At 31.8% G+C, this 24,851-nt stretch carries 24 protein-coding genes, 1 tRNA gene and 1 pseudogene; 15 read left to right on the top strand and 11 right to left on the bottom strand.

Annotated elements, in window-relative coordinates; translation table 11 throughout:
* Positions 1-31: 31 nt before the first annotated feature.
* The 3 genes from AC3VI6_RS08880 (at position 32) to AC3VI6_RS08870 (ending at position 1,763) form a co-directional block, all read left to right on the top strand.
* Complete coding sequence (locus AC3VI6_RS08880) at positions 32-328, top strand: helix-turn-helix domain-containing protein (protein ID WP_223077120.1); 297 nt, start codon at positions 32-34, stop codon at positions 326-328.
* A 231-nt stretch (positions 329-559) separates the two neighbouring features.
* Positions 560-1,033 carry a DUF6943 family protein gene (locus tag AC3VI6_RS08875; RefSeq protein WP_223077119.1) on the top strand — a complete coding sequence of 158 codons (474 nt, stop codon included), beginning with the start codon at positions 560-562 and terminating at the stop codon, positions 1,031-1,033.
* An 88-nt stretch (positions 1,034-1,121) separates the two neighbouring features.
* A complete protein-coding gene (locus AC3VI6_RS08870; protein WP_253680652.1) occupies positions 1,122-1,763 on the top strand; it encodes a DUF6266 family protein in 642 nt (213 codons plus the stop codon).
* 1,115 nt (positions 1,764-2,878) lie between these two features.
* Here the strand turns inward: AC3VI6_RS08870 and AC3VI6_RS08865 are convergent.
* Positions 2,879-3,844 carry an IS110 family RNA-guided transposase gene (locus tag AC3VI6_RS08865; protein WP_497705913.1) on the bottom strand — a complete coding sequence of 322 codons (966 nt, stop codon included), beginning with the start codon at positions 3,842-3,844 and terminating at the stop codon, positions 2,879-2,881.
* Positions 3,845-4,267: 423 nt separating this feature from the next.
* Between AC3VI6_RS08865 and AC3VI6_RS08860 the strand changes: the two genes are divergently transcribed.
* Complete coding sequence (locus tag AC3VI6_RS08860) at positions 4,268-5,026, top strand: hypothetical protein (protein ID WP_497705912.1); 759 nt, start codon at positions 4,268-4,270, stop codon at positions 5,024-5,026.
* A 163-nt stretch (positions 5,027-5,189) separates the two neighbouring features.
* Here AC3VI6_RS08860 and AC3VI6_RS08855 read toward each other — a convergent pair whose 3' ends face one another.
* Positions 5,190-6,182 carry an IS110 family RNA-guided transposase gene (locus tag AC3VI6_RS08855; RefSeq protein WP_497705409.1) on the bottom strand — a complete coding sequence of 331 codons (993 nt, stop codon included), beginning with the start codon at positions 6,180-6,182 and terminating at the stop codon, positions 5,190-5,192.
* A 275-nt stretch (positions 6,183-6,457) separates the two neighbouring features.
* Here AC3VI6_RS08855 and AC3VI6_RS08850 point away from each other — a divergent pair, with 275 nt between their 5' ends.
* From AC3VI6_RS08850 to AC3VI6_RS08840, 3 genes are all read left to right on the top strand, one after another.
* Positions 6,458-7,021 carry a helix-turn-helix domain-containing protein gene (locus AC3VI6_RS08850; protein ID WP_497705911.1) on the top strand — a complete coding sequence of 188 codons (564 nt, stop codon included), beginning with the start codon at positions 6,458-6,460 and terminating at the stop codon, positions 7,019-7,021.
* 86 nt (positions 7,022-7,107) lie between these two features.
* Positions 7,108-9,525: a heavy metal translocating P-type ATPase gene (locus AC3VI6_RS08845; RefSeq protein ID WP_497705910.1), complete on the top strand. Its 2,418-nt coding sequence runs from the start codon at positions 7,108-7,110 to the stop codon at positions 9,523-9,525.
* A 119-nt stretch (positions 9,526-9,644) separates the two neighbouring features.
* Positions 9,645-9,866: a heavy-metal-associated domain-containing protein gene (locus AC3VI6_RS08840; protein WP_497705909.1), complete on the top strand. Its 222-nt coding sequence runs from the start codon at positions 9,645-9,647 to the stop codon at positions 9,864-9,866.
* A 174-nt stretch (positions 9,867-10,040) separates the two neighbouring features.
* On the opposite strand, the pseudogene trxB reads toward AC3VI6_RS08840, so the two are convergent.
* A pseudogene (gene trxB, locus AC3VI6_RS08835) lies at positions 10,041-10,980 on the bottom strand (thioredoxin-disulfide reductase).
* A gap of 164 nt (positions 10,981-11,144) precedes the next feature.
* Between trxB and AC3VI6_RS08830 the strand changes: the two are divergent.
* A tRNA-Pro gene (locus tag AC3VI6_RS08830) sits at positions 11,145-11,219 on the top strand.
* A gap of 317 nt (positions 11,220-11,536) precedes the next feature.
* On the opposite strand, the gene AC3VI6_RS08825 is transcribed toward AC3VI6_RS08830, so the two are convergent.
* From AC3VI6_RS08825 to AC3VI6_RS08800, 6 genes are all read right to left on the bottom strand, one after another.
* Entirely contained in the window at positions 11,537-11,917 is a 381-nt protein-coding gene (locus AC3VI6_RS08825; protein WP_435254377.1) for a hypothetical protein, read from the bottom strand.
* 15 nt (positions 11,918-11,932) lie between these two features.
* On the bottom strand, positions 11,933-12,355 hold the full coding sequence (locus AC3VI6_RS08820; RefSeq protein ID WP_274634531.1) for a GreA/GreB family elongation factor: 423 nt from the start codon (positions 12,353-12,355) through the stop codon (positions 11,933-11,935).
* A gap of 12 nt (positions 12,356-12,367) precedes the next feature.
* Positions 12,368-13,669 (bottom strand): Glu/Leu/Phe/Val family dehydrogenase, encoded by a 1,302-nt coding sequence (locus AC3VI6_RS08815; protein ID WP_497706583.1) that lies wholly within the window; start codon positions 13,667-13,669, stop codon positions 12,368-12,370.
* Positions 13,670-13,810: 141 nt separating this feature from the next.
* Positions 13,811-13,981, bottom strand: a complete 171-nt coding sequence (locus tag AC3VI6_RS08810) for a hypothetical protein (protein ID WP_299000184.1) — start codon at positions 13,979-13,981, stop codon at positions 13,811-13,813.
* A 187-nt stretch (positions 13,982-14,168) separates the two neighbouring features.
* Entirely contained in the window at positions 14,169-15,494 is a 1,326-nt protein-coding gene (locus AC3VI6_RS08805; protein WP_435254376.1) for a sigma-54-dependent transcriptional regulator, read from the bottom strand.
* Positions 15,495-15,499: 5 nt separating this feature from the next.
* Positions 15,500-16,597, bottom strand: a complete 1,098-nt coding sequence (locus AC3VI6_RS08800) for a sensor histidine kinase (RefSeq protein WP_497705908.1) — start codon at positions 16,595-16,597, stop codon at positions 15,500-15,502.
* 152 nt (positions 16,598-16,749) lie between these two features.
* Here AC3VI6_RS08800 and AC3VI6_RS08795 point away from each other — a divergent pair, with 152 nt between their 5' ends.
* The 3 genes from AC3VI6_RS08795 to AC3VI6_RS08785 are packed head-to-tail and all read left to right on the top strand — an operon-like array spanning position 16,750 to position 18,280.
* A complete protein-coding gene (locus tag AC3VI6_RS08795; RefSeq protein ID WP_497705907.1) occupies positions 16,750-17,361 on the top strand; it encodes a DUF4230 domain-containing protein in 612 nt (203 codons plus the stop codon).
* The gene (locus AC3VI6_RS08790; protein WP_497705906.1) at positions 17,361-17,726 is read left to right on the top strand and encodes an MmcQ/YjbR family DNA-binding protein; all 366 of its coding nucleotides are present in this window, start codon (positions 17,361-17,363) and stop codon (positions 17,724-17,726) included. The genes AC3VI6_RS08795 and AC3VI6_RS08790 overlap by 1 nt, the downstream gene beginning before the upstream one ends.
* A 5-nt stretch (positions 17,727-17,731) precedes the next feature.
* Positions 17,732-18,280, top strand: coding sequence for a 5-formyltetrahydrofolate cyclo-ligase (locus AC3VI6_RS08785; protein WP_497705905.1), 549 nt, complete (start codon positions 17,732-17,734; stop codon positions 18,278-18,280).
* Between the two features lie 45 nt (positions 18,281-18,325).
* Here AC3VI6_RS08785 and rho read toward each other — a convergent pair whose 3' ends face one another.
* On the bottom strand, positions 18,326-19,936 hold the full coding sequence (gene rho, locus AC3VI6_RS08780) for a transcription termination factor Rho (RefSeq protein WP_497705904.1): 1,611 nt from the start codon (positions 19,934-19,936) through the stop codon (positions 18,326-18,328).
* 198 nt (positions 19,937-20,134) lie between these two features.
* On the opposite strand from rho, the gene AC3VI6_RS08775 reads away from it, so the two are divergent.
* The 4 genes from AC3VI6_RS08775 to AC3VI6_RS08760 all read left to right on the top strand — a co-directional run bounded on the left by AC3VI6_RS08775 (position 20,135) and on the right by AC3VI6_RS08760 (position 24,316).
* On the top strand, positions 20,135-20,569 hold the full coding sequence (locus AC3VI6_RS08775) for a DUF4293 domain-containing protein (protein ID WP_497705903.1): 435 nt from the start codon (positions 20,135-20,137) through the stop codon (positions 20,567-20,569).
* Positions 20,570-20,788: 219 nt separating this feature from the next.
* Positions 20,789-21,442: a response regulator gene (locus AC3VI6_RS08770; protein WP_497705902.1), complete on the top strand. Its 654-nt coding sequence runs from the start codon at positions 20,789-20,791 to the stop codon at positions 21,440-21,442.
* Positions 21,443-21,702: 260 nt separating this feature from the next.
* Positions 21,703-22,377: a hypothetical protein gene (locus AC3VI6_RS08765; RefSeq protein ID WP_497705901.1), complete on the top strand. Its 675-nt coding sequence runs from the start codon at positions 21,703-21,705 to the stop codon at positions 22,375-22,377.
* A 16-nt stretch (positions 22,378-22,393) separates the two neighbouring features.
* The gene (locus AC3VI6_RS08760; RefSeq protein ID WP_497705900.1) at positions 22,394-24,316 is read left to right on the top strand and encodes a sensor histidine kinase; all 1,923 of its coding nucleotides are present in this window, start codon (positions 22,394-22,396) and stop codon (positions 24,314-24,316) included.
* Here the strand turns inward: AC3VI6_RS08760 and AC3VI6_RS08755 are convergent.
* A complete protein-coding gene (locus tag AC3VI6_RS08755; protein ID WP_497705899.1) occupies positions 24,299-24,796 on the bottom strand; it encodes a metallophosphoesterase family protein in 498 nt (165 codons plus the stop codon). The two genes, AC3VI6_RS08760 and AC3VI6_RS08755, sit on opposite strands and share 18 nt — an antisense overlap.
* Between the last annotated feature and the right edge of the window lie 55 nt (positions 24,797-24,851).

Raw genomic sequence — 24,851 nt, 5'->3', positions numbered from 1 at the left:
GTGGAAATCAATTAACTAAAAAGAAAACAAGATGATTACAAAAACAATCCAAATCACAGAGGTTACAATAGATGAATTAGCAGATGCGGTAGCAGATAAACTAATGTTTAAAATTGAAAACTACCTTAAAGAATTATCTAAAAAACAAAATGATGAAATCCTAACAAGACAAGAAGTATCCGATTATTTAAAGATAAGTTTAGTAACAATACATTCCTGGAATAAACACGGCATTTTAAATCCAATTCGTATGGGCAACAGAATTTTTTATAAAAAAGAAGACATATTAGATGTTTTAGAACAACAAAAAATACATAAAAAAAGGTAGCAAATATATGTGGCTACCACAGCCAACGCGCAAGGCTATAAAGGTCACGCCCTACGGGTTTTGAAAAAAATCTCCACCCCAATATTATTTAAAAAAGAGGGTAGTATTTTTTCCAAAAACCTTGACAGCCTTATCCACGCCACAAAAACATACGGCTTTCTTTTTTTATTGTTTTTCTTTTAAAAAATTAATGGTGCGAAGCGTAGCGAAGCAATTTTAAATTGGATAGCTATGTCAACTTTTGAACTGAAAACACACCAAATCGGAAGAACCTATTCGCAACCTCATTTTTTTATCCTGAACAAAGGGCAAAACAGCGGAAAGCCTTTAATAAATCCCTGTCCTAATTGCTTTGTGGTAACTGTACCAACCGAAGAAGAAAAACACACCCTTTATCATTTATCAATGATGCTACAAATAGGCGGTTTCTATGCGTATTATTTAAAAGGTAGTGTAATTCCGTTTATTTCAATAAATGATTGCAGAAACACGCTTAAATATAGCTACACTTCATTACTAAATGAATCTAAAGAGTTGCAGAAGCATATTAGTATTGTGTCAGCTATTAGCCAAAAAGAAGCAGAATTACAAAAAGTCATTTCAAAAATGGCAGATTTAAAAGTGTCATATATACAAAATCTATTTTCTAAAAAGCAAAATCGGGCAACAAAGGGCAACAAAAACCAAATCAATCTATTAGCATAGTATTTGCCATATATTACTTGTGTTGGTGAAAGGCTATACCAAGTCCGTACCAACTCCGAACAAGTAGTAATTTTAATTTTTATATACAATGGGTGTTATTTCACAAGGAATCCTGGGCGGTGTATCAGGAAAAGTAGGAAACGTAGTCGGTGCTTCTTGGAAAGGTATTGACTATTTGAGAATTAAGCCTTCAAATGTGGCAAATCCACGAACAGAAGGACAAGTTAACCAAAGAAACAAGTTTACTGTTACTTTGGAGTATCTTCAACCGAATTTAGGTTTTATCAAGAAAGGGTATAAATCTTATGCGGTGCAAAAAACAGAGTTTAATGCAGCAATGTCTTATGTATTGAATAATGCTATTACAGGAGCTGCACCAAACTTTACTGTAGATTATGCTTTAGCTTTATTAAGTAGAGGTAACTTATCAGGAGCATTGAACCCTGCAACAGATTTAGCAACTGCGGGACAAGTAGAATTTACTTGGGATGATAACTCTGCTGAAGGTAATGCAAATGCAACTGATAAAGCAATGGTTTTAGTTTACAATCCAAGTAAAAAAGAATCAATGTATATTCTTGATGGTGCTGATAGAACTGTAGGATCACAAATCATTACAATTCCAAGTACATACGCAGGAGATACTGTTGAGCTTTTTATGGCATTTACTACAGCAGATGGTAGTATCGTGTCAAACAGCGTTTATTTAGGCTCTGGAACAGCTAATTAACGGTTGATGTTTAAATAATAAAACCGTTCTACACGAACGGTTTTATTTTTATCGTTTAATAAGTTCCTAATTTTATCTATTATTTCTTTCCTTTGATTAGTTCTTATAATCAAATATTTGTTGCCTTATTGTTGCCTTTTTAATTGAAACCCCTTATAAATAAGGGTTTCTTAAATTCCGGTAGGAAATTCCATTCATTTTTGCTATCTTTCGGTCAACGTCGGAATGACACTCACGTGCCATTCCGTAACGAAATCATAGCCAAAACCGTTGTACAACATTTGGAAATTCATAACTTCAATCAAAACTGTAACAAATCCACCACATTGACTACTAATGAATTGAATATAAAAGTTAAAAAGATGAAAAAAAACACGACACAGACAATTTTATTTATTATTGGTATAGTATGTCTTCCTATAACTTTGTATCAATATTTTACATTAGGAGATTCAGATTTTAAATATTTGATTGGAGTTTTTGTAAGTGTATGGCTTATTTATGATTATTATATTTACAAGACTAATAAACCTCATATTCTGAATATCATAAAGAAAAAGTTATCTAAAGAAAACCAATGATATTTTCGTTAAACGAATAGACTTTTGAAATGAAAATTTTCAGAAGTAAAAATTCTTTAATGGTTAAGATAATTACAGTTAGTGTCATTTATTCTATTCTTCTTAATTGCTCTGACTTTAAAATCACAAACAACAGTTATGGTTTAATTGGAGAAGCTGTTTTATGTTCATAGATAATTGGAACAATATTTTGCTTCTATGAGAATTCACTGAATAAAATAATAATTGGAAAAGAAAAGATTATTCTAAAAAGAAAATTGACAGATTGCAATTCCGTTTTCGAAAATAAAAGAAATTGAAAATTAGAATATTCGAATCCTACAATGACTATTGGTAACAAAGATGTTTTTGGTTTATTGAAAGTGCAATGGACAATTTCAAAGTTTCGTTAAAAACAGATAGGAAATGATGAAAATTGTAACTGACAATGAAAAATATATTTTAGTTCTGAAAACTCAACAGAATTAGTAAATGAATTAAAAAACGTTGTACAACAAAGAACTGAGGTAAAAAACAAGTAAATTTTATACTTTTTTAAACCAAAGTACTTTTATAATTTGCATCATAAGGCAAACCACTTTTTACTATTGCAAAAGCTTGTTTTAGTAGCTTATTACACACCGCTATTAAAGCAAGTTTTTTACTCTTACCCTTAGCTACAATTCGGTCATAAAGTTCTCTACATGTTTTGTTGTATTTACAAGCATTAAAACTACACATAAACAATAAATTTCTAAGCTTTGGATTACCCATTTTACTTATTCGAGGTCTTCCTTTTATACTACTGCCTGACTCTCTAATAACAGGAGTTATACCTGCGTAACTGCACAGCTCCTTTGCCGAAGTAAAGCGCTTAAATCCATCGGTAAAAACTAATAACATTAATGCTGTTTTACCCCCTATTCCTGGAATTGACTTTAATAAAGTCAATTCTTCTTGATAGCTCTTTTTTACATTCTCTAGCAACAAATCTTCTAATTTAACCATCTCTTTTTGTATATTTTTTAGTTGCCTTTTTAAGGAACTAACTACCAATTTTGATGGAGTTCCTAATACTGATTCGCCATGAAGCTTATTCTTTAATTGAGTAGATTGTTTCGTATAAACACTCAACAAACGTACTATTTGTAAACATTCTTGTTGTTCCTTGCTTTCTCCTTTCCATATAGAAGGGGCTTGACTTACACCATAATTATATAGCTGCTTTGCATCACTCTTATCCGTCTTTACTTTTGATAAATTCATTTGAATAAAACGTTTTATCTTCAACGGATTTTCTACTGATACCAAAACTCCTTTTTCTGTTAAAAAATAAGCTAATCGTACATGATAATACCCTGTGGCTTCCATTATACAATGAGTTAAATCACTTGTGATTAACAACAGCTCTTTAAAGCCTGATGAATCATTTTTAAACTGATACCAATTACCTTGATAATCATACACATCTAAAACATCTTTACTTACATCGATTCCTAAAAATTGTTTATTTTTACTCATAAGAAAAAAGGATTGGAAAGAAAAATAACTACTATCAATTCAACAACTTGAAATCGAGATCTTGGTCTCACAGAACTGAACGAATTTAAAGTAGTAAAGCGTAGGGATTATCAATGTTGACGAAATCTAGGTTTCAACGTATATCATAACCTTACTCTACGCTTTTTTCTTTCTGGTTTTTATTACTAAAGTTAAACAATTGCTAACTTAAGATGTATAAATTCAATTGCGACTGAATTTCCTACGGAAATTCATTGCAATTTTCTATCTTTCAGTCTCAATCGGAAAATCGTACCGATTTTCCGCAACTGAAATTTATACGCTAACGTTAGCACAAATATGAAAAAACAAATCCTGACAATATTTACAATTCTGGTTTCGACTTTTATTTTTGCTTGTGATTGTAGTGAAACTAATCCAATTATGGAATTTTATTCATCAGAATATGTTTTTGAAGGAAAAATAGTTTCAAAAGTTTACGCTAAAGACAGTTTAACTTATAAAATTACCTTTGATATTTCAAAACATTATAAGAACGGAGATTTACCTAAAAAATTAGAATTTGAAGTATTTTCAAAAGGAAGGTTTAATTCAGAAGGAAAGTATATAGGAATAGGTTCAGACTGTGATCCTTATCCAGAAAAAGGAGAAGTTTGGCTGGTATATACAAGCAGATATAAAGGAAAATTCCGTTTCCCAAATATTTGCTCTAATTCTAAAAATATTGATTACAGACAAATAGGAAAGAATGAACAAAAAATATTAGACAATGGAAATTCTTTTGAATTGGAAAATTACATTTATCTATCTGAACACGGTTTCAATTATACAAAACCAATTTCTAATATTGATTCTATATTAAAAACTGGAAAAATTAAAGATTATAAAAAACCTTTTACGTGGTTAAAATTATATATTGATAAAAATGGTAAACTGAATTCTGTAACTACACATTATGGTTATCAAATTAAAACTGATTCAATATTTAATCTTCCAACTGAATTTAAAATAAAGTTAAGAAAACCACTAAGTGAATTTGAAAAAGATGCAATTGAGTTAGTAAAAAAAATCCAAAAATGGGAAATGAAAAAGCATAGAAAAACGAACATTTCTGTTCCTTATATTCGACATTTAACAATTGAATTTGATAAAGAAAAAAAGGAATGGAAATACGAATTATAAAAAAATACTTGTGCTAACTTAAGATGTATAACCGCAATTACGGCGGATTCGACTACGTCCGAATCCACTCGGAATTGCTAAAGTCTGTGCCAAACCGAAAATTAACGCATATTAACCCGTAACTGACGGTTATACGTATTCCAAGGTAAAAAACAAGTTTTTTTTAGAAATTTACTGCTGCTATATTTACAAAGGGAGTACCTCTTTTAATTACTGCAAAACTGCGTGCTAAAATTTTATTTCTAACGTTGTTTAATACAATCATTTTATGTTTGCCTTCCTCTAACTTTCTGTGATAATAATTCTTTAACTCCTGATCAGACTGTATCGCTGAAACAGCAACCATACTTAATAATGTCTTCATTTTTCTATCGCCTATATAGTGGCTTTGTTTTCGTCGCCTAATAGAGCTTCCTGAGCTATATTCAAATGGGGCGATTCCACAATAACTTGAAAATGAACGCCAGTTATTAAATTTCATAAAATTGGATGTATGATAAAGTAATTGACAACTTAATATCAGACCTACTCCTTTTACAGTCCTTAACAACTCATAGTTGTGCTGTAACTTATCATCTGTCTTTAATAATTCTTTCATACGTTTCTCTATAGATAATACTTGCTTGTCAATGTACTTTATTGAGCGTTCTAATATCTTACAACAAGGGTCTGTTGAAGGACTTGAAAGCAAATGCTTTTGCTCTTTTAAAGTAGATTTTAAACCACTACGGTCTCTTACCATTTGATCTCGCAAAGCTAAAAGCCTACCAATCTCTTGAAACTCTTTTGGCTTTACATTACTGGGTTCTAATTCTTCTCGGTATATCCATCCAAATCGGGCAATCATGTAGGAATCTAGTTTATCTGTCTTCTCTCTAGCAAGACCTGTACTACGTTTAATTCGTATAGGGCTTTCTTCTACATAAATAAGTGATAGTGACGACAAAAAAACCGATAGCTTTAAGGAATAATTCCCTGTATTTTCAAAACAGAAAAAATACTCTGATGTTTCTAAATGGCGTTTACTCCATCGGATAAGCTCTTCATATCCCTCTTCATCATTTGAAAATACCGCATGTTGCCTACTGTTGTATAAGGTGGCATCAATGGTCTTTTTTGATACATCAATCCCAATTACATCTCTTACTTTTTTCATATATTTAAAAAATTAATGATTAATGACGTTTTGCAACTATTTCCTTTAATGAGCCATAGTGGCTAGGTATTCCAAGTAGTTCAACTAAACGTCGTGCAAGAAGTAGAGAGGACTATTACGTGTAATAGGTATTACCTAAAGACCGTTCGAGTTCTCCTCTCTACTCTTGTTAAATTTAATAATATCAAAGTAAAGGAGACCGTTGTGTGCAATGCCCAAACTAACCGCTGAAAATTTAACTGATTGAAAAACAAAATTTATAGAGTAGGAAAAATATGATGACTCTTTTTATCAAAAACATGGTTTGCAATCGCTGTATCCTAGTCATTCAAAATGAATTAGACAAATTAGGTGTTGGTGTTAAAAGCATTAAATTGGGTGAGGTTATACTCGAAAAAGAACTTACTTCACATGAAAAAGAACATCTAGATAAGATTTTACTTGATTTAGGCTTCGAAATTATTGATGATAAAAAAAGTCGCATTATTGAAAAGATAAAAAACTTAATCATCAATTTGGTACACCATCAAGATAGTGAAACAAAAATCAATCTATCTGAACTATTAAGCAACGAACTACATCACGATTATAATTACTTATCCAACCTTTTTTCTGAAGTAGAAGGTACTACTATTGAAAAGTATTTTATTGCTCAAAAAATAGAAAAGGTAAAAGAATTACTTGTTTACGATGAATTATCATTAAGTGAAATTGCTTTCCGTTTACACTATTCAAGCGTGGCATATTTAAGCAATCAGTTTAAAAAAGTTACAGGATTAACGCCTAGTCACTTTAAAAAAATCCGTAAAGACAGAAGAAAACCATTAGACGAGGTGTAAATCTTATAAATCAATTCCAAAATTCCACAATAAATTTTCTCTAACTTAATGCCAACTTTGTATTGTACAATTAATACAGTAAAAAAATGGCAACAAATAACAATAAAGATATCATTTACCTACCTCTAGAAGGTGTGGAAAGTGAACACTGTGCTTTAATCGTTGAAAAAGGATTAGCACAGGTTGAGGGGATTGAAACCCATAAAGTAGAACTAAACAACCAAAGAGCTGCTATTACGGTTGCTAACGAAGAAGTTCTTGCAAACGCCGTTACCGCTATAAAAGATTTGGGCTACGGTGTAACCACTGTTAAAAAAGTATTTCCAGTATTGGGTATGACTTGTGCCTCATGTGCAGGAAGTGCCGAAAGTATTGTTAGCAACGAACCAGGTGTCGTAAATGCCTCAGTAAATTTTGCTAGTGGAAATTTAACGGTAGAATATCTTCCAAACATGACTAATGCTACAAAATTGCAAAAAGCAGTACAAGGTGCGGGTTATGATTTGTTAATTGAAGACGAAACCAAACAACAAGAAACCCTCGAAGCTATTCATGAAAAGAAGTTCAAGCAACTAAAAACCAAAACTACATGGTCGGTATTACTTTCGTTGCCTGTAGTTGTTATTGGTATGTTTTTTATGAATATGCCTTACGCTAACCCTATTATGTGGGCCTTCTCTACCCCCGTATTATTATGGTTTGGAAAAGACTTTTTTATCAATGCATGGAAGCAAGCCAAACATCGTTCTGCAAATATGGACACTTTGGTCGCTTTAAGTACAGGTATAGCGTATATATTTAGTGTATTCAATATGTTATTTCCTAAGTTTTGGGAATCTAGAGGATTAGAAGCACATGTATATTTTGAGGCAGCTGCGGTTATTATCGCATTTATTCTGTTAGGAAAACTATTAGAAGAAAAAGCCAAAGGAAACACCTCATCTGCCATTAAAAAATTGATGGGCTTACAACCTAAAACGGTGGTTGTGATACAACCTGACGGAACGGAAAAGCAAACTGCTATTGAAGAAGTGAACGTAAATGATACTATTCTTGTCAAACCAGGAGAAAAAATTGCGGTAGACGGTATGGTTACCTCTGGAAGCTCGTATGTAGATGAAAGCATGTTAAGTGGCGAACCTGTTCCGGTACTAAAAGAAGAAAATGAAAAAGTATTTGCAGGAACCATCAATCAAAAAGGAAGTTTCCTATTCAAAGCCATTAAGGTTGGAAAAGAAACCATGTTGGCTCAAATTATTAAAATGGTACAAGATGCACAAGGTAGTAAAGCTCCTGTACAGAAATTGGTTGACAAAATTGCAGGTATTTTCGTTCCTGTGGTAATGAGTATTGCTGTTATTACATTTATTATATGGTTTATTTTAGGGGGTGATAACGGATTGGTTCAGGGGTTGTTAGCTGCTATCACCGTATTGGTTATTGCATGCCCTTGTGCTTTAGGACTTGCTACTCCTACCGCTATTATGGTGGGTGTGGGTAAAGGTGCCGAAAATGGTATTTTAATTAAAGATGCTGAAAGCCTTGAATCGGCTAAAAAAGTAAACGCTATTATTTTAGATAAAACAGGAACTATTACCGAGGGAAAACCTGAAGTTACAGGTATATCTTGGCTACGTAATGATGACACCGCTAAGAACATACTTTTAAGTATCGAGAAAAAATCTGAACATCCATTAGCAGAAGCTGTTGTAAAGTTTTTAGGAGATACTGCCACTACCCCACTAACAAATTTCGACAGTATTACGGGCAAGGGTGCTAAGGCTGATTATAACGGAGAAACCTTTTTTGTTGGTAATAAAAAGTTATTGGCTGAAAATAAGGTTACCATAGCGGAAGAACTTTTAAAACAAGCAGACGAATGGAGTAAACAGGCTAAAACTGTTATTTGGTTTGCTAATAGTAAAGAAGCACTTTCTGTACTTGCTATTTCAGACAAAATAAAAGAAACCTCTGTACAAGCTATTAAAGAGTTACAGGCTATGGATATTGATTTATACATGCTTACGGGTGACAACGAAGCTACCGCGAAATCTATTGCTAAAGAAACAGGTATTCAACATTACAAAGCTGAAGTATTACCACAACACAAAGCTGATTTTGTAAAAGAGTTACAGCAACAAGGAAAAACCGTTGCTATGGTGGGTGATGGTATTAACGACAGTACTGCCCTAGCTACTGCCGATGTAAGTATTGCCATGGGAAAAGGTAGTGATATTGCAATGGATGTTGCTAAAATGACCATTATATCATCTGACCTAAGTAAAATACCACAAGCTATAAAGCTTTCAAAACAAACGGTAGCTACCATTAAACAAAACCTGTTTTGGGCATTTATTTATAACCTTATTGGTATTCCTATTGCTGCGGGTATTTTATACCCATTTAATGGCTTTTTACTAAACCCCATGATTGCTGGTGCAGCTATGGCTATGAGTAGTGTTAGTGTAGTTACCAATAGCTTACGTTTAAAATGGAAAAAGTAAAATCTAACTTAGTGATTAAATCTGTAAATCTCACAAATCAATCTTAAAATTGTACAACAACAAACAACGGTGTTGTGCTGAAATTTGCAGTATTCAATAACAAATAAATTTTTAATCTCATGGAAAATAATAAAGAGTTAAAATTCAAAACAAACCTTAACTGCGGAAGGTGTGTATCAAAAGTACAAGCTGATTTAGACAGTGCTGAAGGTATTTGCCATTGGAATGTAGATACTAATTTAGAGGATAAAATTCTTACCGTAAGCTCTAAAGGAATTACTGCGGATGAAGTAATTACTATTGTAAAAAGTAAAGGTTTTAAAGCTGAGCCTTTAGTATAAAAAACAAGAATATAGTTTATTTACAAAATAGCGCCCAAAGGAGAATTTAAAGTTTCTAAAACCATAAAACTATCTGTTGAAAAATAGATCACATTAAAAATGAATATGATTTTCATCCATAAAAAAAGAGCTCTTAAATTTTAAGAGCTCTTTTTTGTTTTATTCTTTAAAGTATTATTCTAAAGCACCTAAATAACGTTCTGCATCTAACGCTGCCATACATCCTGTACCAGCTGCTGTTACTGCTTGACGATATTCTTTATCTTGTACATCACCTGCTGCAAAAACTCCTGGTAAATTAGTTTTTGTAGACTTTCCTTTGGTGATTAAATAACCTGTTTCATCCATTTCTAACACTCCTTTAAACAATTCAGTGTTAGGTTTGTGTCCGATAGCAACAAACACTCCTGTTACAGGAATTTCTGTTTTCTCTCCTGTTTCATTGTTTACAGCACGAACACCTTCAACAACATTCTCTCCTAAAACTTCATCTATTTCAGTATTGTACATTACTGTAATATTTTCTGTTTTATTCACACGGTGTTGCATTGCCTTAGAAGCACGCATATAATCTTTACGAACTAACATAGTTACTTTACTACAAATGTTCGCTAAATACGTTGCCTCTTCAGCAGCGGTATCTCCTGCTCCTACAACCACAACTTCTTGTCCTTTATAAAAGAATCCGTCACAAGTAGCACAAGCTGAAACTCCACCACCTATTAAACGTTGTTCACTTTCTAATCCTAAATATTTAGCAGTAGCTCCTGTAGAGATAATTACGGTTTGCGCTTCTATCTCTGTTGTGTCGTCTACGATTACTTTGTGAACTCCTCCTTCTTCTTCAGAAAATTCAACTTTAGTAACCATTCCAAAACGAACATCAGTTCCGAAACGCTCTGCTTGACTTTTTAAATCTTCCATCATTGCTGTACCATCAGTTCCTTTTGGATATCCTGGAAAATTATCAACTTCAGTAGTTGTTGTTAACTGCCCTCCCATTTGCATTCCTGTGTACATAACTGGTTTCATATCTGCTCTTGCTGCATAAATTGCCGCTGTATATCCTGCAGTGACCAGATCCAATAATCAAACATTTAATTTTTTCTGCCATTATCTTAAAATTTTGAAGTTACAAATGTAATTTTTTTTTACTTCTATTATCTTCTTTTAAATATATTTTAACTATCGTTTTATAAGGTCAGATTATTTGACAAAAAAATCATTTTTTTATTTGTAGTTTACTTTTTTTTTCTACATTTGCAGTCCCAATTAACACGGGGTGTAGCGTAGCCCGGTCATCGCGCCTGCTTTGGGAGCAGGAGGTCGCAGGTTCGAATCCTGCCACCCCGACAAACAAAACCCTGTTAATCGAAAGATTAACAGGGTTTTTTATTTTAATATTGTTTTACTCAATCACTATTAATTTCCTTCAAAAGCATAAACTTCCTATTTTATAAAATACTTCTAAAGAACCACTGTACCAAAAACAGTTAGCTTGTTTTTAGTGCATTTTCATCTACTTAGTATGCATGAACTATAATTAAAAAGTTAAACTTACTGTATTTATCAATAAAATAAGTCTGTTAAAAAACAGAAACCTTGGGATGAGAATCCCAAGGTTTATCAACTAAATCTACTAATCTAACAAACTTGCTTTCACAAGTATGTTATTCTTTTCTTAGAGCCTCTTCAAACAACTTATCTTTTAGTTGTTGGTAAGCCTCTAAATTATCTTTATAACTTTCACGTAATCTATCATACTCTCCTAAATACGCCATATCACATTGAATGTCATCACATTCTGCAACATTGGTATAGGTAATTGAATATGGTAGCACTTTTTCGTAAAGCGCTTTGTTTAATTTTTTTCTTTGAGAGAAAAGCTCTTGTATTCCTGTTGGAATACTTTTTTCTCCTAAAGCGTTTGCATATAAATTTAAAAGGTTATCAATCTCTTTATCTATATACTGTAATTGATCTACCCACCCTTTTAGTTCTACATGATTGTACTTGTGTACTACATCTATATCGCTATTATTAAGTGTCATAACTTTTATAGTATTTTAAATTAAGGAATTGAGGTTTTCGCTTCCTACTACTTCTTGAGTAACCTTTAAAATTTTAACTTCTTTATTTCCTCCTGGAAATTCCCAATGAACAACATCGTTTAATGCATATCCAAAAAGGGCTATTCCTATTGGAGTTAATATAGAAACCTTATCATTTTTCAGGTCTTTTTCTGTTGGCTTTACAATCTGTATTGTTTTTTCCCAAACATTACCAGAAGCTACAGTAACCGTAGTGTTTAAGCGTACTACATCATCTAACATTTCTTCTTCATCTAAAATGATTGCTGTTTTTAATTCTTCAGCAAACTTTATTAATGATTTTTGAACTTGATGACCTTCAGAATGCTCCGAAACATTCAGCAAACTTTTAATATATACGTACTCTTTTTTTTCTAAAATTAAACTTCCGTGCTTCATTTATGATACTCTTTATGGGAAAATTCCACGTTGAACATAAGCTCTTTCTATTCGTTGAATAGCTATACAATATGCAGCTTTACGCATATCAATTCCTTCTAACTTAGCGTAATCAGAAACTTTTGTATATGACTCTTTTAACTTTTTATCTAGCCTTTGAATTACTTCTTCCATATCCCATAACTCACCGTTACGGTTTTGAAGCCATTCAAAATAACTTGTAATAACCCCTCCTGAATTACATAAAATGTCTGGAATAATTGTTACTCCATTTTCTAACAAAATTTTCTCTCCTTCGACATTTGTTGGACCATTTGCTCCTTCAGCTATTAATTTAGCTTTTACTAAGTGAGCATTCTTTTCGGTTATTTGGTTTCCTAAAGCTGCTGGGATACAGATATCACAATCAAGCGCAAAGAAATCTTCTTTTTCCATAGCCTCAGACTCTGGGTAACCAACTAAACTTCCGTTATTCGCTTTTGTATAGTTGAAAAGATCTTCTACCTTAATTCCGTTAACATTCTTAATACTTCCATAAGCATCTTGAACTCCTATCATTTTAGCTCCTTCTTGCTCTAAGAAATATGCTGCCCAATATCCTACGTTTCCAAATCCTTGAACGATGAACGTTTTTCCTTCTAAAGTTTCGTTATTTTCTTCTATCCAAAATTTGATAGTTAAGAAAACACCGTAACCAGTAGCTCTATCTCTTCCTTCTAAACCACCACTACCAATTGGTTTTCCTGTAACTACGTGTTGGTTCATTGAGCGCGCAGCAGGAGCTTTAGTGCTCATATACGTATCAGCCATCCACGCCATTGTTTGCGCGTTTGTATTAACATCTGGAGCAGGAATATCGTGTTCTGGTCCAATGTTATCTCCTAAAGCATACGTAAAACGTCTAGTAATACGTTCTAATTCATCTTTAGAATATTTAGAAGGATCTAATTGAATACCTCCTTTACCTCCACCGTATGGTAAACCTGCTAATGAAGTTTTCCAAGTCATCCACATAGCTAAAGCTCTAGCTGCATCGATATCTACAGTTGGGTGGTAACGTAAACCTCCTTTATAAGGTCCTAATGCATTGTTGTGTTGTACACGGTATCCTTGAAAAATTTCAACGTCTCCGTTATCCATTTTTACAGGAAAGTTAACAATGACTTCGTTATTAGTAATACTTAATATTTTACGGATATTTGGGTGTAACCCTATTTGGTCTGATGCACTATTGAATTGCTCTAGTACATTATCAACCATACCTCTAGCATTCTTAGGCTTCGCTGGTACTTTTAACTCTTTTGTTAATGTCATCTCTTTTGTGTTTGAGTTCGATTCTCTATCTGAAATTTCACTTTTTGTATTCTTCATACATTCATAAATTTAGTAAGTCTGTTTTAAGGCTGCTAATGTAAAAAAACTGTTATTTAGTCTTTAACTTAATTCTTTTGTTTTTTACACAAATTCTACCTCTTCTTTTTCAGCGATTACTTCTTTCTGAATCTCTTCATTGCATTTTACCTCATTATATTCACTACATGACCAAACTTTTTCTTTTGATTTGGTCAATACACATGTGTCTATATACGCACACGACGGACAAATATTGAAAGGGTTTGCATTCATAAAATTGTTTCGTTTTATTTCTGTTTCATTAAAGGCAAATGATGTGCCGTTAAATGTGCCAAAAAACACAAAAAAGCAAAAAACCCTTTGTTTACAAGGACTTGAGTTATTCAATAAAATTTACAGTAAAATTTATAGTGGGTAATTTTTCCTCAGGCGAGTAAAAAAGTCCCAAGGAATTGACTTCTTATTCTTTAAGTTTTTCTCGTAAGGTTTTACGATCTATTTGAAGAATTTTAGCAGCTTGGGTTTTATTATTATTAGTTGCGTTTAAAACATTTTGTATGTGGCGTTTTTCCATCTCTTTTAAAGAGATTAATCCTTCTTCTGAAAAGTCTACATTATACTTTAATGAATCTGGTAAATGCTCTACCTCTACTACCCTATCACACATAATTACAGCACGTTGTATAATATTTTCTAATTCTCTAATATTTCCTGGCCAATCGTAACGCATTAAAATAGCTAAAGCTTTCGGATTCATCTTTACAAACCTGTCTTTATACTCAACACCGTATTTAAAAAGAAACTTTTCAGCCAACATTGAAATATCTTCTTTTCGTTCTCTTAATGGTGGTACTTCAATTTCAACTACTGTTAGTCTGTAAAACAAGTCTTCCCTGAAAGAACCTTCTTGAATCATTTCTTTCAAGTTATTATTTGTAGCTGCAATAATTCTAACATCAACTTTTTCTGCTTTTTGCGCTCCTACTTTTACTACTTCTTTTTCTTGAAGTGCTCTTAACAATTTAGCTTGTACATTTAACGAGGCATTTCCTATTTCATCTAAAAAAATAGTTCCTCCATTCGCAGCCTGAAAAAATCCTTCTCTATTTTTATCTGCTCCCGTAAAAGCACCTTTTACATATCCGAACAATTCAGACTCTAACAAGTTTTCTGGAATGGCTCCGCAGTTTACAGCTATGTAGGGTTCTTTTGAAAACTTTCCTTCATAATGTATTGCCCTTGCTACCAATTCTTTTCCTGTTCCACTTTCTCCTTTGATAGAAACTGTTGCTTTGTTATTTTTAACACGATCGATTATCTGAAATATTTCATTAATTTTTTCAGAAGCCCCTATCATGTCTCCATAAAATTCTTTATGTTCTTTTTTTTGAGTAGTAGAATCTTGTGTAATTCTTGACTTTTTCAAGGCATCATCCATCGCTTCTTTTAACTCACTTTTCGTAAAAGGCTTAGTTAAATAAGCTACTACTCCAGATTTAATCGCTTCAAGAGAGTCTTGTACAGAAGGATACCCTGTTACAATAAGTTTAGGCAATTTCGGATAATGTTCAGAAACAAACTTTACAAGTTCAAAACCATCAACCTCAGGCATTTTTAAATCGGTAATCAATAAATCTATTGATGTATCTCTTAAAATTGCTACTGCTTCTTTTACAGAAACCGCTTTATAGGTATGGTAGTTCCAGGATTGTAAATGCCTGTGCAACAATTCTAAAATATGAACATCATCATCTACTATCAGTATATTTTCTTTTTTTAGTTGCATTTCTTCTATTTTGGTAACCTTACTTCAAAGATAGCACCTTTTTCGCTACCATTTTTAGCTGTTATCGTTCCTTTATGACTCGATACAATTCCGTGCACAACACTTAGCCCTAAACCAGTACCTTCTCCTGTCGGTTTAGTGGTAAAGAAAGGCTGAAATACTTTTTCGAGAGCTTCTGGCGTAAGCCCTTTTCCTTCATCAGAAATTCTAAGAACTACTTCATTATCCGTTTGAAAAGTTTCGATTATAACTAATCCGTTTTTAGGAGAAAAATAAATTGCATTAATCGTAAGATTGAAAATTATTTGTGTTAGCTGCACGGTATCAGCCCTCAACAACAACTCTTCATCTTCAACTTTTACAATATACTTTACCTCGTGTTTTCTAAATGTTGCGTCTAATAAATCTATAGCGCTTTTTATACTAGGAACAATGTTTACTTGCTTCATTTCATTAGGCATTTCGCAAGCAAAGTACATTAACTTTTTAACCACCTCTCTTGAAAAAATAGCACTTTGAATAATTTTTTCTACATCTTGAAGTGCCTTGTTATTTTCTTTTAAATCTGCCTTTAATAATTCTGAAAAACCTAAAATATTAGCTAACGGAGTATTCAATTCATGAGCTATACCTGCAGTTAATTCTCCCAAAATAGACAATCGATCTGCGTGTTCCATCTTACGCCTCATCGACAGTTCATTCTTCTTTATTTCTATTCGCTCTAAAAGTCCACCAATTTTTATGGCTACAGTATCAAACAACTCTTGTTCTTCTTTTAAATATAAATTTTCTTTTAGTTCTACTCCCTCTATATGTGCTTCAATTTTACCTTTTTGTAAATTAAACACAGGGATAGCACTCGAAATTATACAAACACTATTCTTTATCGATTTATTTTCTATTATATTTCCTTCTATTTCAATAACTACTTCGGTGTTTTTAGGAAATTGAAGCGCCTTTTTTAAACTATAGGCAATTGCTTTTAAAGTAACATCTATCTGCTCAAGATCTGCATTTATTATTAAAGAAGTCACCTTGTAAAGGCATGTTAGCTCTTTAATACGTTCTTGTAATTCTGCTTCGGTGTTGCTTGATACTTTCATCAATTTAATACGATTTTGTTACAGTGAAGATAACTGAAATAATAACAGCATAAAAATACAAAATAACTCTCCTTTGCTCACTTTCCTCCTAAAAAACTCCTACAGCATATATTCTCTTTTATGCTTTACCTATTTTACGTAAATTCGTGTTTATGGAATTACTTTTTTTAGGATTAGCAGGAGGTGCTATTATATCCTATTACATTTTTAATAAGTTTACAACAGTTAAAAGAAAAAATTTAACTGAAAAACAATCGGTGGTACTGTTAGATAAGATTAAAAAAGTATCTAAACTAATTACTGTTGAAGGAGAATTTGCTGAGATTTATCATCACGAAAACACCAAAGAGAAATTTTTAGGATTAGTTTCTAGTAAGAAAAAAGCCATTATTTTAATTAATGCCAAGGTACATATCGGTTTTGATTTTAGAAAAATTAAAATGCATACAGATACGAAGAAAAAAGTATTAATTCTTTCTGAATTTCCAGAACCTGAAGTGTTTTCAATAGAACCTAATTTACGTTTTTACGATATTCAAAATGGATTACTTAACAAGTTTAGTTCCGAAGATTTAACCGAAGTAAACAAAGAAGCAAGAGAACATATTCTTCAAAAAATTCCTGAAAGTAACTTAATGCAAACCGCAAATAAAGAAGCTTTAGAAGCTGTTACTTTGATGCAAAACTTGGTCGAAACCATTGGATGGAAACTAGATTATTCTGCTTTAGAAATTTCTGAAACCACTCAAAAGTATATTGAATAATGAATATTGAAGAATTACGCAATTACTGTATCAATAAAAAAGGAGTGACAGAACACTTCCCTTTTGATGAAGTTACCTTGGTTTTTAAAGTGATGGGAAAAATGTATGCTTTGGTTGGTTTAGATAGCTGGGAACAAGGCGATACAAAAATCAACTTAAAATGTGATCCTGAACGTGCCCAAGAATTGCGTGCAGAATATGAAAGTATTAATCCAGGATTTCACATGAGTAAAGTACATTGGAATACGGTTACTTTAAATAATGATGTTTCTGATGCTTTCGCTTTTGAACTGATTGATCATTCTTATGATCTTGTCGTAAAAGGATTAACTAAAAAATTGCAAGAAGAATTAAAATCGATGTAATAAATATGCTAAAATCTGAACTTAGAAAATTATATAAACAGAAGAGAAACACTCTAACCGAAGCCGAAAAAGAACAATTACAAAAAAGTATTTATCAGCAGGTTTTTGATTTACAAACTGACACAATTAATACTATTCATTTGTTTTTATCTATGCGGAAATTCAATGAGATTGATACTTTACCAATTATCAATTTCTTTAGAGAAAAAGGAAAAAGAATTATTGTAAGTCGCTGTAATTTTGAAGACGATACGCTTTCTCATTTTTATTTTGATGAAGACACTCAATTAGAACTGAACAAATTTGGGGTACCAGAACCTGTTAATGCAGAAGAAGTTGCTGTAAAAAATATCGATTTGGTTTTCGTTCCTATGCTTATTTCTGACGAAGAACACTACCGAGTTGGCTACGGAAAAGGCTTTTATGACCGATTTTTATCAGAATGTAGAGAAGATACTCAAACCATCGGACTTAACTTCTTCCCTCCTATCAAAAAAATAGAAGACACGCACGAGTTTGACATTCCGTTAGATTTTGTGATATATCCAAAATAAAGAATCCCGCCAAGTGCGGGATTTTTTTATTTTATATACGAATGATTATCCATTCATAGAAATCAAGAACTCTTCGTTGTTTAACGATCTCTTAATTCTATCTTGAATAAACTCCATTGCCTCAATTGGGTTCATATCAGCTAAGTATTTACGTAATACCCACATACGTTGTACTGTTTTATCGTCTAATAATAAATCATCACGACGTGTGCTCGACTTGATTAAGTCAATTGCAGGGTAAATTCTACGGTTAGCAATATTACGCTCTAATTGTAATTCCATGTTACCCGTTCCTTTGAACTCTTCAAAGATTACCTCATCCATTTTAGAACCAGTTTCGGTAAGCGCTGTAGCAATAATGGTTAATGAACCACCATTTTCAATATTACGTGCCGCTCCGAAGAAACGCTTTGGTTTGTGTAAAGCATTTGCATCGATACCTCCTGATAAAATCTTACCAGATGCTGGTGCTACCGTGTTATACGCTCTTGCTAAACGAGTTATCGAATCTAATAAAATCACAACATCGTGACCGCATTCAACCAAACGTTTTGCTTTTTCTAACACGATATTTGCTACACGTACATGCTTTTCAGCTGGCTCGTCAAACGTAGACGCAACTACTTCTCCACGAACACTACGTTGCATATCGGTAACCTCTTCAGGACGCTCATCAATTAATAAAACAATTTGGTATACCTCTGGATGATTTGCTGCAATTGCATTTGCAACATCCTTTAATAACATTGTTTTACCCGTTTTAGGTTGTGCTACAATCATACCACGTTGTCCTTTTCCTATTGGAGAGAACAAATCGATAATTCTTGTAGAAAATGAACTTCCTTTTTCTGCTAAATTGAACTTTTCATCAGCAAAAAGTGGCGTTAAATGCTCAAAAGAAACTCTATCTCTAACAATATTCGGGTTTAATCCGTTGATTTTTGATACTCTAATTAAAGGAAAGTATTTTTCTCCTTCTTTTGGAGGACGTACATTACCGCGAACCGTATCTCCTGTTTTTAAACCGAATAATTTAATTTGAGATTGTGACACATAAATATCATCTGGTGATGATAAATAGTTATAGTCTGAAGAACGTAAGAAACCATATCCGTCAGGCATCATTTCTAAAACACCTTCACTTTCAATAATTCCATCAAACTCAAAATCAGGGTCACGATACTTGTTTCCACTTTTATGGTGTTGTTTTGAAGTATTTTGATTTTGGTTCTGATTCTTGTTATTTTTATTACCTCTATTTTGGTTTTTATTTTGCTGTTTGTTTTGAGGCTGTTGCTGTTTTTTATCTTCAGTCGCTTGCTGATTTTGCTTTTTCTCTTCAGATTTATTGGCAACATTTTGAACAGTTTCCGCTTTTCCTACTGCTTCTTTAGCTTCTGGTTTAGTTACGGGTTTACTGTCTTGTTCTTGCTGTTGTGAAGTGTTTGCTGGGGTTTCTGCTTTAGCTATTCTTTTCCTTTTTGGCTTTTCTGCCTTCGGTTTAGCTTCATTAACACTTGCTTCTGCTTGCGCATCTATAATTTTGTATACTAAATCTAACTTTTTTAACTGACTAAATTTAGTCAGCCCTATAGTTTTGGCTATAACTTGTAAATCAGCTAATTTTTTAGTCTTTAATTCCGAAATATCGAACATTCGTTGAATAATTAAGTTACTTAAAATTCTTTGTGAAAGAATTGTTTTTTTATTAAGTTTCGTTTTGATTGCTAATTATATAGGGGCTATATAATAATTTTGTGCGGTTACATACAAGGCAAATATATACAAATATTTTAACTTCTAATATTTCTTTTTAAAAAAAGAAGTATTACATTTGCTTCCCGATAAAAAATTATGATACAAAGAATACAATCTATATATCTTTTAGTTGCAGGAATTATCTCTGGAGGATTGACTTTTTTAGTAAATCTTTGGGCGACTCAAACAAGTCCCGCTATTCATGTTATAGACTTATTTTCTAGTAATTCTTTTTTAGAAAAGTTGGTTCCTGTATCTTTTTTTATCTCAGCATTAGTATCAATTGTAGCTATTTTTCTATTTAAAAATCGTCAATTACAATTTGTACTAAACCGCTTAAACATATTGATAAACCTTTTTTTATTAGGAATATTGATTTATTTATCACAAACATTATCTGGAGAAGCTTCGGTTTCTGAGAAAGGTATTGGGATGTTCTTTCCTATCATTGTTATTTTGCTTTTATTTTTAGCAAATAAGGCCATTAAGAAGGATGAAGATCTTGTAAAATCTGTTGATAGATTACGATAAGCCTAACATCTTAGTATATTTAGTGCGAAAAAAAACCGAGATTTACATCTCGGTTTTTTATTTTTGAAAAACCCTGTATTTACTTGACTTCTAAACACAAATGTTAAAGAAACGTTAAAAAAAACTCAGGGTTATCCCTAATTTCTAAATGTAACAATTAGGGATACTGTGTATTGCACACACTTGTTTTATACTATAGATTTGTAACTGTAAACGACCATGAATTACAAGATTAAAGTTCACATAGCAGATGACCACAAGATATTAATTGACGGTGTCATTGCTTTATTAAATACTGAAGATGACATTGAAGTTGAAGGATACTCTTTAACAGGAAGGCAAGTTATTAATTGGTCCTCAAACAATACAGCCGATGTATTAGTTTTAGACATTAACATGCCTGAAATGGATGGTATAGAAGTTTTAAAAACGTTTAGAAAACGTAATACACAAATTAAAACTATTATACTTTCTAGTTTAAGTGACCCTAAACTTGTGCAAGAAATGATTGCATTAGGAGCTAACGGTTTTGTAGACAAAAGTAGCGCTAATGAACAAATTATTGATGCCATTAAAGTTGTACACAACGGCATACAGTACATTAGCGAAGACATTAAAGAAAAACTATTAGACCTTTATACATCTGACGTTAAAGAAACTAGTGAACCTCAATTTTTACATGGAGATTTAACCGAGCGGGAAATTGCTGTATTAAAATTAATTGCGGAAGAAAAAAGTTCTTATGAGATTGCCGATAAATTAAATGTTAGCTTAAAAACAGTAGAAACATATAGAAGTAATTTATATAAAAAATTAAAAGTAAAAAACGTAGTAGGTTTAGCGATGTATGCTGTGAGAAACAAAATAGTGTAAAGATATTATCAACCCTTCAATTTTCTTTAGTCCCCCAGATTAAGAAGCCCCCCGAGTCTATACATTATCATACATCGTTTAACAACTACACAAAAAAAAGTAGCGATGTACGCGTTATTAAACATAGTATAGAAAACCCCTTCATTTTGTTTTCTTTATCCCCCTAAGAGGTATTAGTCCCCCGTCTCTTAATATCTATCCTAAGTACATCGCTATTTTATAAAAATTAATATAAAATAGTGTAATTTATAAATTTAGTCATGAAAAAAATCACTCCTTATTTCCTTGCCTTAAGTTTAAGTTTTTTATTTGCATCTTGTTCATCAAACGAAACAGAGGTGATTGAAGGCACTTCTGAAAACTTATTACAATCGTATACTCTTAAAAGAGATGCTACAGGTGCCTACTCTATTGATTTTAACACAACCAATAACACAGATGTAACCACAGTTACCAATGTAGATAATTCTAAAGAGATTATATTGGTGGAAACTAATCAAAAAACTGCTACAAAACACTCTAACGATTTCTCTATTGAAAACGATCAACTGAAAATTGGTTTTTTAGAGACAGACCGAGGGAAGACCACAAAAATACATATTGAAGATGAAAACATTACTTTTGCAAAAGGAGTTACCGAATTTTTAAATTCATATAGCATTACTTCAAATGAAGACGGAACATATATGTTAAACTTTACTGTAAACGATAATGTAGCTACAGATTTTGTTTATAACGAAGACATCAACACTTATGAAGTACACTTATCAATAGGTGATATGCAACAAAAAGAATTTTCAAGACAACTAGCAATCGCTTCAGAAAACATGATTAAATTAAACTTTGTAAATCATAAATATGTTAGTAGAACTGAAGAATCTACTATTGATATAGACAAACCTAAAATAATTATTGTAACAGACACAAATTTGTAAAATGTGTAATTTTTATTTGATTTTTTTATTTTTTTTATTTCAATTTGGACTTATCAAAGCTGATAATAATAAGTCTAATAATTTTTATCAGACCATTTATAAAACTAATCACAATAAACTACAAATAATAGATGATTCTTTGTCTCTTAAAAATTCATACTTAATAGCAAAGAAAAAGTATAACGAAGGTAAATACCCTGAAGCCCTAAAAGATGCATTAATTTTATTCACCACAAGTAAAAAATACAATAATGAGTTGTATACCTCAAAAAGTGCTGAATTAATAGGAGGAATTTATAATAAAACATCTAATACTGAGCTCTCACTAAGGTATTTTAAAGCAGCGTTAAAACACCTTACTTCAAAAAAAGTTGATTATGATTCAAGTCTAAACATAAACTCTTCAAACAACCTTGCAAAACTTTATTTACAAATAGGTTCTTTGTATTTAAAAATGTACAAAGAATTAAAGTCTAAAAAAAACAGAGATGAAAATTACCTAAAAATACTTGAAGAAGGTAATATTGATAATTATGTAAATAAAAAAAATCATTGGAAAGAAGCTCAAAAATATAAAGATAGTGCTTTATTTTATTTTTCTGAATTAAATAAGACCCCTTCCTTAAACGAGGATATTCTTAACTACAAAGCTACTTCAAATTTAAACTTATCTGCTCTTTACCAAATTGATTCATTATATTCCGAATCTAAATTTTTTGCTCAAAAAGCTGTTGAAATTTATGAAACGAAAAAAAACAAAGTACTACTAGCCAATGCAAAAACTAATCTTGGTAATGTATATTTACAAACTAAAGAATTTGAAAAAGCTAAAAAAACATACTTAGAAGGAATTGAATCTATAAAAAATGACGAATCTCAAAGCGCTACTAAAGCCAAGGCTAGTCTTTATTACAATTTAGCTTGGGCCATGAGAAACCTCAAAGATTACAAAGCTTATGACTATCAAGAAATTTCTTTTGAAATAGAAGATATTTTGCGAGAAAAAAACATCAATGAGATAGTAAAGAAAATTGAAGCAAATCATAAAGAAAATTTAGAAAAACAAAAGGTTAATTTAGTTAAAGAACAGCGAAAATTAGAAGAAGCTCAAGAAGCTAAGACCTCTTTACTTTTTGGAGCTCTAAGTATTTTAGTGTTATTTGTTTCAGGAGTAATCATTTACAACTATAAGCTTCGTCAAAAAAATCTAAGTCTTAAATTATCTGAAAGTAAGCTTATACAACAACAAAACCTTGAGAAAGTAAAATCAGAAGCACAAGTTAAAATTCTTAACGCTACGATAGACGGAAAGGAAACCGAACGTAAACTCATAGCAGAAATACTTCATGATAATGTTAGTGCTTTACTTTCTTCTGCCAATATGCATTTAACAGCAACTAAAAAACAACTTGATGGAGATACTCCTCAAGAAATAGATAAGACTCAAGCTATTATTTCTGAGGCCTCTCAAAAAGTAAGAGACTTATCTCATAACCTAGTATCATCTATCTTATTAAAGTTCGGATTGGAATACGCTATTAAAGATGTTACTAAGAAATATTCTAATAGCGAACTAAAGTTTGAAGTTTCAGCTCAAAACATCAATCGATATAATCAAGAGTTTGAAATAAAAATATTTAATGTTATTCAAGAGCTTATTAATAACATTTTAAAACATAGTAAAGCTCAACATGCCGAAATAATACTGAAAGAGGAAGAGGATCAACTAACCGTTCTCGTTAAAGATGATGGGGTAGGTTTTTCTACCTCGTCTTCTTCTTTTTCAGATGGCATTGGCTTAAATCAAATAGAGGCAAGAATTCACATAATGAATGGAAAATTCACTATTAATTCAAAAGAGAATATTGGTACTTCTATTTATATTTCTGTCCCTATTTTAAAACAACAGAAAAACTTTAAATTAACTTCTGTTAGCTAGTTCAATTATTTCCATATTTTTTATTTCTCCTTTATCTATTTCAAAACGTAGCATAGTTCTAACCTTATGAAAACCATGTTTCCCTGCAGCTCCAGGGTTTAAGTGAAGTAAGTTCAATTTCTTATCATACTGAACTTTCAAAATATGCGAATGCCCACAAATAAATAATTTAGGAGGATTTCTATTTAGTTCTTCTCTAACTCGTTGATTATATTTATTAGGATAACCTCCAATATGAGTAATCCAAACTGATACTCCTTCTATTAAAAACCTATTATCTAGTGGAAACTCAGCCCTGGCTTTATTATCATCAATATTTCCATAAACTGCCCTTAGTGTTTTAACATTTTTTATCTTATCTGTAACGTACAAATCACCAATGTCACCTGCATGCCAAACTTCATCCGCTTGCTTTACAAACTTTAAAATTTGTTCATCAATAAAACTATGTGTATCTGAAAGGAGCAAAATTTTCTTCATCAAGACAAAACTAATGAATTATAAACTAAAAAAAATCCATAATTAAACATTATGG

The sequence above is a fragment of the Tenacibaculum sp. TB-56 genome, assembly GCF_059716275.2.
Note: the sequence above shows the minus strand (reverse complement) of the source record. Positions and strands in the feature narration are given on the sequence as shown.